This window comes from Flavobacterium sp., assembly GCF_049590715.1.
In the GTDB taxonomy this organism is placed as follows: domain Bacteria; phylum Bacteroidota; class Bacteroidia; order Flavobacteriales; family Flavobacteriaceae; genus Flavobacterium.
In genome coordinates this window covers 1-12,420 of the sequence record NZ_JBAWDL010000300.1, presented here as the reverse complement: position 1 = coordinate 12,420, position 12,420 = coordinate 1, and the positions used below count along the sequence as shown (strand labels likewise).

Annotated in this window: 10 protein-coding genes; 8 read left to right on the top strand and 2 right to left on the bottom strand. The window is 32.6% G+C overall.

Translation table 11 applies throughout. The annotated features are described in order from the left end of the window. Positions 1–114: 114 nt before the first annotated feature. Complete coding sequence (gene rho / locus WBQ70_RS13125) at positions 115–1,848, bottom strand: transcription termination factor Rho (RefSeq protein WP_423914986.1); 1,734 nt, start codon at positions 1,846–1,848, stop codon at positions 115–117. A 184-nt stretch (positions 1,849–2,032) separates the two neighbouring features. On the opposite strand from rho, the gene WBQ70_RS13120 reads away from it, so the two are divergent. From WBQ70_RS13120 to WBQ70_RS13110, 3 genes are all read left to right on the top strand, one after another. Next, positions 2,033–2,446: a DUF4293 domain-containing protein gene (locus tag WBQ70_RS13120; protein WP_423914985.1), complete on the top strand. Its 414-nt coding sequence runs from the start codon at positions 2,033–2,035 to the stop codon at positions 2,444–2,446. Between the two features lie 216 nt (positions 2,447–2,662). Next, positions 2,663–3,325, top strand: coding sequence for a response regulator (locus tag WBQ70_RS13115; protein WP_423914983.1), 663 nt, complete (start codon positions 2,663–2,665; stop codon positions 3,323–3,325). A gap of 50 nt (positions 3,326–3,375) precedes the next feature. Beyond that, a complete protein-coding gene (locus WBQ70_RS13110; RefSeq protein WP_423914982.1) occupies positions 3,376–5,076 on the top strand; it encodes an ATP-binding protein in 1,701 nt (566 codons plus the stop codon). Here WBQ70_RS13110 and WBQ70_RS13105 read toward each other — a convergent pair. Then, entirely contained in the window at positions 5,073–5,570 is a 498-nt protein-coding gene (locus WBQ70_RS13105; protein WP_423914981.1) for a metallophosphoesterase family protein, read from the bottom strand. The two genes, WBQ70_RS13110 and WBQ70_RS13105, sit on opposite strands and share 4 nt — an antisense overlap. A 205-nt stretch (positions 5,571–5,775) precedes the next feature. Between WBQ70_RS13105 and truA the strand changes: the two genes are divergently transcribed. From truA to lpdA, 5 genes are all read left to right on the top strand, one after another. Further along, entirely contained in the window at positions 5,776–6,516 is a 741-nt protein-coding gene (truA, locus tag WBQ70_RS13100; RefSeq protein ID WP_423914979.1) for a tRNA pseudouridine(38-40) synthase TruA, read from the top strand. A 157-nt stretch (positions 6,517–6,673) separates the two neighbouring features. Next, complete coding sequence (locus WBQ70_RS13095) at positions 6,674–8,428, top strand: ABC transporter ATP-binding protein (protein ID WP_423914988.1); 1,755 nt, start codon at positions 6,674–6,676, stop codon at positions 8,426–8,428. 175 nt (positions 8,429–8,603) lie between these two features. Further along, positions 8,604–9,569 (top strand): phosphatase PAP2 family protein, encoded by a 966-nt coding sequence (locus WBQ70_RS13090; RefSeq protein ID WP_423914977.1) that lies wholly within the window; start codon positions 8,604–8,606, stop codon positions 9,567–9,569. A gap of 1 nt (position 9,570) precedes the next feature. Further along, entirely contained in the window at positions 9,571–10,110 is a 540-nt protein-coding gene (locus tag WBQ70_RS13085; RefSeq protein WP_423914975.1) for a phosphatase PAP2 family protein, read from the top strand. A 607-nt stretch (positions 10,111–10,717) separates the two neighbouring features. Beyond that, positions 10,718–12,106: a dihydrolipoyl dehydrogenase gene (gene lpdA, locus WBQ70_RS13080; RefSeq protein WP_423914974.1), complete on the top strand. Its 1,389-nt coding sequence runs from the start codon at positions 10,718–10,720 to the stop codon at positions 12,104–12,106. The last annotated feature ends 314 nt before the right edge of the window (positions 12,107–12,420 follow it).

Sequence of the window (12,420 nt, the reverse complement as noted above, 5' to 3'; positions counted from 1 at the left end):
CATAAAAAAAATCCTCGAAATCGAGGATTTTTTTTATGCTATATTTTATAGTTAAATTTTCAGGGATGACAAGCTGTGCCACTTCTACCTCCTAACTTCCAACTTACCACTTAATTAGTCATTCATTGAAATCAAAAACTCTTCATTATTTTTTGTTTTCTTGAAACGATCATTGATGAAATCCATAGCTTCTACAGGATTCATATCAGATAAATATTTACGCATAATCCACATTCTTTGTAACGTTTGCGGATCTAACAACATATCATCACGTCTTGTACTTGATGATGTTAAGTCAATAGCAGGGAAAATTCGTTTGTTAGCAATTTTACGATCCAATTGCAATTCCATATTACCTGTTCCTTTGAATTCTTCAAAGATAACCTCATCCATCTTAGAACCTGTTTCGGTCAAGGCAGTAGCAATTATACTTAAAGAACCACCATTTTCTACATTTCTAGCCGCTCCAAAAAAGCGTTTTGGTTTTTGTAATGCATTTGCATCTACACCACCACTTAATACTTTTCCTGATGCTGGTTGTACCGTATTATAAGCACGAGCCAAACGTGTAATAGAATCTAATAGAATCACTACATCATGCCCACATTCTACTAATCTTTTTGATTTTTCTAGAACGATATTAGCAATTTTCACATGTTCTTGTGGCTCTCTATCAAAAGTCGAAGCAATTACTTCACCACGCACAGAACGTTGCATATCAGTAACCTCCTCAGGACGTTCGTCAATAAGCAATACAATTAAATACACTTCTGGATGATTTGCTGCAATGGCGTTAGCAATTTCTTTCAGCAACATCGTTTTACCTGTTTTAGGTTGCGCCACAATCATTCCACGTTGTCCTTTTCCTATTGGAGAAAACAAATCGATAATACGAGTTGAAATTGTACTTTGTCTTTCCGCTAATTTGAATTTTTCAGAAGGAAAAACAGGCGTTAAATGTTCAAACGAAATTCGATCTCTTACAACCTGTGGATCGTGACCATTGATTTTAAGGACACGAACTAAAGGAAAGAACTTCTCCCCCTCTTTTGGAGGTCTTACCACACCTTTAACCGTATCTCCAGTTTTCAATCCAAACAAACGAATTTGAGAAGTTGACAAATAAATATCATCAGGAGAGGCTAAATAATTATAATCTGAAGAACGCAAAAAACCATACCCATCAGGCATCATTTCAAGAACTCCTTCACTTTCAATTATTCCATCAAATTCAAAATCAGCATCTCTAAAATTATTTTTTTTATTTTTAAAATTAGGATTCTGGTTTTGATTTTGTTTGTTTAATTGATTAGGGTTAATCTTTTTGGCAGGAATATTTGACTCTGTCGTTTCAGTAGTGGTATTTTCTACAACTTCTCCTCCATCATTACTATTACTGATTATTTTGGTTTCTTCTTTCTCTTTCTTTAATGCTATTTTCTTTTCGTAAGCAGACTTACTAAATTTTATAATCTTTGGTCCTTTTTTTGTTGAATCCACAGATTCTTCATTAGAATCTATTTTCGTTTGTGGCTCTTCAACCAATTCATTTTCATTAACCGATACAGGTTCGCTTTTAGACACCGGATCAACTGGTTTAGCACCTGCTCTTTGAATGGCAGTCTTTTTTACGGGTAGAATTCGAACTCTTTTAGATTTTTCAGTTTCAGCAACAGTTTCCGTTTTTATATCAGAAACTGAATCATTATTATTTGAAGCTTGATGCTCTAAAATAAGACCTATTAAAGTCTCCTTTTTCACACCATTAAATTTTATTTTTTTAGCTGCTTTAGCTATTTCTTGAAGCTCAGCAAGCTTCATTTCTTTTAATACAGAAATTTCAAACATGAATGTTCTTGGAATTTAATTAATTTGGAAACTCAAAAAAGATAGGTAGTATTTTTTTTAACTTTGAATAGCCCGCAGTATGAAGTGCTTACGGTATTGTTATGCAATAATACGAATAAAATTTAATGATACAATAGTATTTTAAAAAAAGAAAATATATTTTTGTAACACAATTTAAGAATTAATGATACAAAGAATACAAACCATATACCTATTACTTGCTTTTGTAACTACAGGAATATTACCATTTGTTTTTCCGTTATGGACATTAAACAATGGAAAAGATTTCTATTTTATGCAAAGTCAGCTTTATGTTATTCTATTAGGACTAAGTACTACGCTTAGCATTGTTAGTATCATTTCATTTAAAAAAAGACAGAATCAATTTGTTATGGGCAGATTGAATATAATATTAAATTTAATTTTATTAGGATTGTCTGTATATCATTCACTAAATGTATCTGGAGAAACGGTAATAGTTTCTGAGAAAGGTATTGGGATGTTTCTTCCTATTGTTACTATCGTGTTATTAGTACTTGCTAATAAGGCCATCAAAAAGGACGAAGATCTTGTAAAATCTGTGGATAGACTGAGATAAACCTATAAACTTAGTTTATTAGTGCGAAGGAAAACCGAATCATATGATTCGGTTTTTTTTGTTTAAAAACTTAAAAAAGAAAACAAACATTAAGCAAAGAAAATACTGTCAGTTAAACACGCAGTTCAAACTAGATTTATTCTTACAAATACATCCCGAAATTCAAAAAAAAAGCCCGCTTTTTTTACTACTTTTGATACTTCACATATTAAAGTAATGGAAAATAAAATACGTATCCATTTAGCTGATGATCATCATGTATTAATTGACGGGATGAAAACGCTACTTAATACTATATCTAATTTTGAAGTGGTTGGGTTTTCTCTAGACGGAACGACACTTTTTGAAGAAGTAACTGCTAACAAAGCACAATTACTCATTCTTGATATCAGCATGCCTAAAAAGGACGGATTGGAAGTTCTTAAAGAATTCAATAAAAAAGGGTTCCCTTGTAAAGTAATCATCCTTTCTAGTTATGATGATTTAAAAATCATAAAAGAAGTAATGAAACTTGGTGCTTCAGGTTATTTAACCAAACGATCAGCCGGAGAAAACATTGTCAAAGCAGTTCACGCCGTTTCTAGTGGAGAAGAATATTTTTGTGAATTAGTTGGTGAGCGAATCACTAATAATACAACAGCTGCTTTACCTGAAATAATCAAAACTGAAACCAACAAAAACTCCTTATTGACGGATCGAGAAATAGAAATAATTACGCTTATAGCATTAGAAAATAGCGGTAAAGAAATAAGCGAACAATTATTCATCAGCACCAATACAGTCGAAACACATCGAAAAAACATCATCAAAAAACTAAAAGCCAAAAACACGATAAGCATTGTAAAATATGCCATTAAAAATAATTTAATCAACTCTTAATTTACCAGTCTTTACTCTTAAAAAATTAATTCCGTAGAAACCGTTCTTATATGATATTATTTAGAAATATACTTTTATTATTTCTACTACTAGCGCTTCCTAGTTATAGCTCTTATTCGCAAAATAATCTCCAATCACAACATAACACCACTTTACTTGTAAAAGAAGCCACTAAATTAATGATCGATGGAAAACACGAAGAGTCATTAATAAAGTCCCGATTAGCATTAAAAGAATCTATCATTTTAAAAAACAATAATTTAATTGCCAGTTGCTATAATACTATAGCCGCAAATTTTGACCAACTCACAGAATTCGAAAAAGCCTTTTTTTATTATAAAAAAGGATTAATATATGCCGAAAAAACAAACAACAATATCCTAAAAAATTGGTTAAACAACAATATAGCAAACATTTATTGTTTTGACAAAAAAGAATACAATAAGGGAATTTATTATTACAAAAAATCTCTTTCTTATTGCGACAAGACCAAAGATTCTTCTCAAATAGTTTTCACAAAACTTAACATTACTTGGGCATATTTTGATATTGGTAAATTCAATGAAGGGCTTCCTTATTTAAATTTTATCAACAAATACCATCCCATACATGGTGGATCAAATACAACCGTAGCCTTAAATATGTTAAACGGAATGTACCAAAACCACCAAAATAATTCTGAAAAAGCAATATACTATTTTGAAAAAGCAATCACCTTTGGTGAGAAAAATGATGACAAATCCGACTTATCATTTACCCATTTAGAATATTCAAAATTTCTTTCTAAAATAAAAAACTACAAAAAAGCCTTAGAAAATCTTATCCGCTATAATGACTTAACAACAGAAATCAACAATGAAGACAAAATAAAAAAAGCAAATGTTGCTGGTATTAACTTAGAGCTAGACGAATACAAAAGAGAAATTGACACCATTGAAACAAAATACAAAACCAATGAACAATTGATGATTGAAAGGCAAATGAAAAATAAGCGTATTAGCATTATTATCATTTCATCATTGATTATCATTATTATTTTATTGTATTTTTTCATTCAAAACACCCAACTAAAACAAAAAAATAAACTCAAAGACATTCAAAGTAAAATACAACGAAATATCATCAATGCATCCATCAACGGTCAAGAATTAGAACGAAAAAAAATTGCTTCTTTTTTACACGATAACATCAGTGCTTTATTGTCTTCTGCAGATATGCATCTTAGCGTGTTAAATTCTAAAATTAATCCACACCCCGAAGAACTCATAAAAACTAAAGCCATATTGAGAGATGCACATGACAAAGTAAGAGACCTTTCCCATGAACTTATCCCTTCTTTATTAACTCGTTTTGGCCTTTTTTATGCACTCAAAGATCTATGCGAAAAGAATTCTAATTCAAACTTGAATTTTGAATATATAAGTCTAGAACATACTAAAAAAAGATATGATGAAGATTTTGAAATGAAAATGTATTTCATGATCACGGAGCTCTTGAATAACATTATAAAACACAGCCACGCCAGTCAAGCCAAGTTAAATTTGACTGAAAAACAAGAAGAGCTATTCATAAAAGTAATAGATAATGGTCAAGGTTTTGACACTAAAAAATTCAATATCATTGAAGGCTTTGGTCTTAACCAAATTAGAGCTCGTATCAAAAATATGGAAGGAAAAATCCAAATCAAATCAGACCTCAACTCAGGTACTATGATTACTATTCAAGTCCCTATAGAATACAAAAAAGATTAAACTCTTTTCTCAATTTCTATAATTTCTAAATCTTTGATTTTATCCCCATCAATTACAAATCTTAGCATGGTACGAACTTGATGAAAACCACTTTTTCCACATGCACCAGGATTCATGTGTAGTAAATTGAGCTTTTTATCAAACTGTACTTTTAAAATATGTGAATGACCACAAATGAATAACTTGGGGGGATTAGCCATTAACTCGGCCCGAATATTAGGATTGTATTTCCCTGGATAACCACCAATATGCGTAATCCAAACATCGACACCCTCACACATAAAACGATTGTGTAAAGGGAATTCCAATCTTGCTTGTGCATCATCAATATTCCCATAAACCGATCGTAAAGGTTTTAGTTTTTTCAAACTATCCGTCACCGACAAATCCCCTATATCTCCAGCATGCCAAACTTCATCAGCCTGCGCCACATATTTTAAAATCGTGTCATCAATATGACTGTGTGTATCTGAAAGTAAGAGAATTTTTTTCATTGATTAATTTTGAATTCCCAAAGATACTAAGGCACTAAGAATCTAAGACCAATTCAATTGATAAAAATTAACATCTTCATTGTAACTTTTCCCTTATCCCTTATCTCTTACCCCTTACCCCTGTTTCTTCTTAGAAAAAACTTTAACCTTTTTCAAACACAAAAACTTTGTACCTTTGAGTTTCTGAAACTTTGAGACTTAAAACTTGAGATATTTTATAAAATTAGCATATAACGGAACACATTATCACGGTTGGCAATACCAACCCAATGCCGCATCAGTACAAGAAACTTTAAACAAAGCTTTATCGGTTTTATTGAATTCTGAAATAAACATCATGGGAGCAGGTCGTACAGATACGGGGGTTCATGCTCGCGAGATGTATGCACATTTTGATTTTGAAACTCGAATTGACTCTAACAAATTAGTACACAAACTCAATTCGTTTTTACCGAAAGACATAGCTGTTTTTGACGTTATTCAAGTGGATGACGAAGCCCATTCGCGCTTTGATGCTACCAAAAGAACCTATCAATACCATATCCATACTTTTAAAGATGTTTTTTCGGCAGAGCAGAGTTGGTATATCAATCAAAAACTAGATGTTGCATTGATGAACGAAGCGGCGAAAATCCTTTTCAAACACATCGATTTTCAATGTTTTTCAAAAGTAAATACAGATGTCAATACCTTTGATTGCACCATTTTTGAAGCCCACTGGAAAGAAGAAAACAACCAACTTATTTTTACGATTTCGGCTAATCGATTTTTGAGGAATATGGTGCGTGCTATTGTAGGAACATTAGTCAATATAGGAATGAACAAAATTAATTTGGCCGATTTTGAAAACATCATCATTGGAAAAAACAGAGAAAAAGCAGGTTTTTCAGTTCCTGCACATGGATTGTATTTGACAAAGATTGAGTATCCTTATTTTGAAGTTTAGAGTTAGAAGATTAAAATTGATTTTTGAAAATAAAAATGAAGTCTTTAGCCCTGATGGTAGCGGAAATCCTTTTTATTTTTTTTCAAAATAAAAAGATTGAAGCGTACAGCAGGACTGGACGTAATTATAAAAACAGAGCGTTGTGCTCCTAATTACAATGAAAGCAAAAGCATTTGACATACGGTTATTTAAACGAATTTTAGTGTATACCAAACCCTATCAATGGCGGTTTAATGGTGTAGTGGCTTTTGCTATTTCACTATCGGTTTTTGCGGCATTACGTCCGTATTTACTAAAACAAACCGTGGATGGCTACATTCAGACCGAAGACGCCAACGGGCTCTTGATGTATATCATATTAATGGGAATTGTATTATTACTAGAGGTTTTTTCACAGTTTTATTTTGTGTTTTGGGCCAACTGGCTAGGGCAAGATATTGTAAAAGATATTAGGGTAAAACTCTTCCAGCATATTTTGAGTTTTAGAATGAAATATTTTGATTTGGTTCCCGTAGGCCAATTAGTAACTCGTTCGGTATCTGACATTGAAGCGATTGCTCGTATTTTTAGCCAAGGCCTTTTTATGATTATTAGTGACTTGATGAAAATGGTAGTCGTATTAGGTTTTATGCTTTACATGAACTGGAAATTGACTTGGATTGTGATTATAGCGATGCCAATTTTGGTCTATTTTACTAGAATATTTCAACGCAAAATGCAAGTCGCTTTTGAGGAAGTACGCACGGAAATCGCCAACATGAATACCTTTGTCCAAGAGCGTGTTACGGGAATGAAAATCGTACAATTATTCAACCGTGAAACGATTGAATCAGAAAAATTTAAAGACATTAATCATAAACACAAAACGGCTTGGATTAAAACGATTTTATACAACTCGATTTTCTTCCCGATTGCTGATATTATTTCGTCGCTGACTTTAGGTTTTGTGGTTTTGTATGGTGGAATCAAAATCTTGAACGGAGATAACTTCACGACTTTTGGAGACTTATTTTCATATACAATGTTTATAGGAATGCTCTTCAATCCATTGCGCCAGATTGCGGATAAATTCAACGAAATGCAATTGGGAATGATTGCTGCCAATCGGGTTTTTGAAATACTAGATACACAAGACCAAATTCAAGATACTGGAAAAGTGGAAGCCCCTGTTTTTGATGGTGCTATCTCTTTTAAAAAGGTACATTTTGGTTATATTCCTAATGAGGAAGTGATCAAAGGAGTTTATCTCGAAGTTAACGCTGGTGACACTATAGCAATTGTAGGTTCGACTGGAGCAGGAAAATCAACTATTATCAATTTATTAAATCGTTTTTACGAAATTAATAGTGGTACTATTTGTATTGACAATCATAATATTGAAGACTATACATTGAGTTCATTGCGCAAACAAATTGCCGTAGTACTGCAGGATGTGTTTCTTTTTGCAGATACAATCTACAACAACATCACCCTAAGTAATCCTCAAATTACTAGAGACGATGTTTATACCGCTGCCAAAGAAATTGGCGTACATGATTTTATTATGACTTTGCCTGATAATTATGATTTTGATGTTAAGGAACGTGGAGTGATGTTGTCATCAGGACAACGCCAACTGATTGCTTTTCTACGTGCTTATGTCAGCAATCCAAGTATTTTAATTTTAGATGAAGCTACTTCTTCTATAGATACCTATTCCGAAGAGTTGATTCAACGTGCCACTGAAACAATTACACAAGGTAGAACTTCTATAGTAATTGCACATCGTTTAGCAACCATTATTAACGCTGATAAAATTGTAGTGATGGATCAAGGATTAATTGTAGAACAAGGGACACATCAAGAATTAATTGATAAAGCATCTGGTTACTACAAGAACCTGTATGATTCTCAGTTTTCTGTGGCAAATTAGATTTTTAAAAAAATTAACAACCTCATCTTAAACAGTTTACTTTATTATAAAAAACAACCGCTTTGGTCTTTTTAATCAATAAAAAAGATGCTTTTTTTTTAAAAGGAGTGTTTTTAGTTACTTAAAGTAGCTATAAATTCATAAAAATATTACTTTTGCAAAAAAAAGGACTAGTTTGAAAAAAATACTACTTATAATTCTATTTCTCTCCTCTTTCATATTTTATTCTCAAGAGACTGATAGCTTATCTATTTACAAATTTTATAAAGTTAACGAAGAAGTTAGCTATGGCTATAAAAAACCAAGAATACTAGATATGGTTCGTTATTTACCAAAAGACCTCATTGAATTTGGTAAATTTACCCTTCAAAAAGAAAATTTAAAATGGGATGCCTTAGTCGTTGGAACCACCTTAGTAACAATTCCTTTTGACCAACAAATAACAGATGAATCAAATAAAGTAGGCCATAAAATTGGTGGTTGGGGTGAAGACTCACATTATAAGAGAGTGGCAGGAATTGAATTTCTTCCTACCTCAGTTTCTTCATCAGTATATTATTTAGGGAACGGAAATACCACTTTATTATTAAGTGGATTTTTCTATACTATTGGAAAAATAAACCATAATGACTACCGAGCCTTAAACACTTCAAATGAATTAGTCGAAGTATTATTATCTGTGGGGGCTACCACACAAATAATAAAAAGAATAACGGGAAGACAAAGCCCTACCGCAGCCACTAGCCCGGGAGGAGATTGGAATCCATTCCCAAGCTTTCCAGCTTATCAAACACACACACCTAATTATGACGCTATGCCCTCTGGTCACATGGCAACGTTTATGGCTACACTAATGGTAATAGCCACAAATTATCCTGAATACAAATGGATCAAACCTGTAGGATACTCACTTGGAGGCCTTTTAGCTTTCAATATGGTTAGTCAACAAGTACACTGGGCATCTGATTATCCATTAGGAATCTTAATTGGTTATGTTATTGGTAAAAACATTGCCAATAGAAGAATAGTCAAAAAAGTAGCCGTAACAGAAGGTACTCCCTTAAAAACAACCTACAAAACTAGTTTCAACTATAACCGAATATATAACATGTCGGCCATTGGGGCGACAATAACTTTTTAAAATGAAAAAAATTTTACTTTTTTTACTTCTATTTATTTATGCCAATACCGTAAAGGCTCAAAATGAAAGCATTACACATAGTGGTGATATCATTCAAATAGCCCTTCCTGTAGTTGCCTTAGGCTCTACTTTTATATGGAACGATGATGACACTAAACCTACTTGGCAACTTTTAAAAGCCTATGGTACAGGATTAGTTATCCAACAAGCCTTAAAACGTATCGTATTAAAACCTAGACCAGATGGAACAGATAATTATTCCTTTCCTTCAGGTCATACTACCAGTGCTTTCTCAGGAGCTGCCTTTATACAAAAAAGATACGGTTGGAAATATGGAATTCCTAGTTATTTATTAGCCTCATTTGTGGGGTATTCTAGAATTCAAGCCAAAAAACATGATGGCTGGGACGTACTAGGAGGAGCCGTTGTAGGAATTAGCACTTCCTATTTTTTTACCAAACGTTATGAAAAGAAAAACATTGAAGTTAGTATAAATAAAAATCAAGACGGACAAACACTTTGTTTATTATACACTTTTTAGAATCTTTGCTAAATAAAAACATAACATAGAAAGGATAAGCAATATATAACTTCAACTTCACTTGCTGATTTTATTTTTTTACTCAACATTAGAAGTCTCTTGGTTTTAACATAGCTTTTATAGGATAGATAACTGTTATAGAATTAAAATTAGTACTATTTGATTTGTACCATTTAGGATTAGAATTTACCCCATAAAATTTTCTTTCTCGTTTTTTTCAAAATAAAATTATACCGTAGCTCATGCTAGAATTTTTTTTTTCAAGAAAAGAAAAAAACAATGTATTTCGATGAAAAAACCGAAAAATTTTATAATTAACTTCAAAAAAAACTTCCTTCAATCGCGACATTAAAACTATTATATATTAAGCTGTAAATGCTATTTCTTGAATATACGTAGAAAAGTTTAACGCATTAAGTATAAAAATTTCACTTTCCTAATAATCTCTGTGAAATAACCTTTGAAATTAGTAATTCAATAAAGTTTTAAATCATCTTTTAAAATAAATCCGTAATTTCGCAACCGCAATTCAATTGTTATAATGAAATTCAAAAAGCAATTGTTCAAGCAAGTTGACCTATAGCATTAAATATAAAATAGCATAAAAATGAAGTACGACATCATAGTTTTAGGAAGTGGTCCTGGCGGATATGTAACAGCCATCAGAGCGTCACAGTTAGGTTTTAAAGTAGCTGTAATAGAAAAAGAAAGTCTTGGTGGAATTTGTTTGAACTGGGGTTGTATCCCAACAAAAGCCTTATTGAAATCTGCTCAAGTTTTTGATTATCTAAAACACGCTTCTGATTACGGTTTAACAGTTTCTTCTTTTGACAAAGACTTTCCTGCCGTTATTCAACGTAGCCGTGGTGTTGCCTCTGGAATGAGCAAAGGAGTTACTTTCTTGATGAAAAAAAATAAAATTGATGTAATCAATGGTTTTGGAAAAATCAAAACAGGTAAAAAAGTTGATGTTACAGATAAAGATAATAAAGTAACTGAATATAGTGCAGACCATATTATCATTGCTACAGGAGCTCGCTCTCGTGAGTTGCCAAACTTGCCACAAGATGGTGAAAAAGTAATTGGTTACCGTCAAGCAATGTCATTACCAAAACAACCTGAATCAATGATTGTTGTAGGTTCTGGTGCTATTGGAGTTGAGTTTGCTCACTTTTACAACTCAATGGGAACTAAAGTAACTATTGTAGAGTTTATGCCAAACGTTGTTCCTGTAGAAGATGAAGACATTTCTAAACAAATGGAAAAATCTTTGAAAAAATCTGGAATTGATGTAATGGTAAACTCTTCAGTTGAGCGCATTGATACAACAGGTAAAGGAGTAAAAGCATTTGTTAAAACTGCTAAAGGTGAAGTCGTTCTTGAAGCAGACGTTTTACTTTCTGCTGTTGGAATCAAAACTAACATTGAAAACATAGGACTTGAAGAAGTAGGTATCGTTACTGATAGAGATAAAATCATCGTAAACGCTTACAACGCGACAAATATCCCAGGTTATTACGCTATTGGTGATGTTACTCCTGGACAAGCTCTAGCTCACGTAGCTTCGGCTGAAGGGATTAACTGTGTAGAGAAAATTGCAGGAATGCATGTAGACCCAATCGATTACGGAAACGTACCAGGTTGTACTTATGCTACTCCAGAAATTGCTTCTGTAGGTATGACTGAGAAACAAGCTAAAGAAAAAGGATACGATTTGAAAATTGGAAAATTCCCTTTCTCAGCTTCTGGAAAAGCACAAGCTTCTGGAAACTCAGATGGTTTTGTAAAAGTAATCTTTGATGCAAAATACGGAGAATGGTTAGGATGTCACATGATTGGTGCTGGTGTTACAGATATGATTGCTGAAGCAGTTGTAGCTCGTAAACTAGAAACTACTGGACACGAAATCCTGAAAGCAATCCACCCACACCCAACAATGAGTGAAGCAGTAATGGAAGCTGTTGCTGATGCTTATGGTGAGGTAATTCACTTATAAGACAAACTAATTATAAGATTAAGATGTACTGAATTACATCTTGACTAGAAAAAAAGAGGTTGTCTATCGGAGGCCACTGAAAAAGTCTTTCTAATAAATTGACACATAAAAAGGAGTAGATATCTATAGATTTCTACTCCTTTTTTCTTATATTTAAGTCTAATTATAAATGTTTTTTTAGATGTTAGTACAACACCAAACAATACAATTCAGCGAGCATTCTTCGTTGTATGATATAATAGTTGTTTAAAAAACGTTGATAATTAAAATATGCGATGTTTTTCAGTTACCTCGTTTATCGACAACCTCTTTTT

Excerpts from the sequence above, each read along its gene's own strand:
- WBQ70_RS13085 (WP_423914975.1), top strand. The coding sequence starts at position 9,571 with ATGAAAAAAATTTTACTTTTTTTACTTCTATTTATTTATGCCAATACC.
- WBQ70_RS13110 (WP_423914982.1), top strand. The coding sequence starts at position 3,376 with ATGATATTATTTAGAAATATACTTTTATTATTTCTACTACTAGCGCTT.
- WBQ70_RS13120 (WP_423914985.1), top strand. The coding sequence starts at position 2,033 with ATGATACAAAGAATACAAACCATATACCTATTACTTGCTTTTGTAACT.
- WBQ70_RS13105 (WP_423914981.1), bottom strand. The coding sequence starts at position 5,570 with ATGAAAAAAATTCTCTTACTTTCAGATACACACAGTCATATTGATGAC.
- WBQ70_RS13095 (WP_423914988.1), top strand. The coding sequence starts at position 6,674 with ATGAAAGCAAAAGCATTTGACATACGGTTATTTAAACGAATTTTAGTG.
- rho (WP_423914986.1), bottom strand. The coding sequence starts at position 1,848 with ATGTTTGAAATTTCTGTATTAAAAGAAATGAAGCTTGCTGAGCTTCAA.
- lpdA (WP_423914974.1), top strand. The coding sequence starts at position 10,718 with ATGAAGTACGACATCATAGTTTTAGGAAGTGGTCCTGGCGGATATGTA.
- WBQ70_RS13115 (WP_423914983.1), top strand. The coding sequence starts at position 2,663 with ATGGAAAATAAAATACGTATCCATTTAGCTGATGATCATCATGTATTA.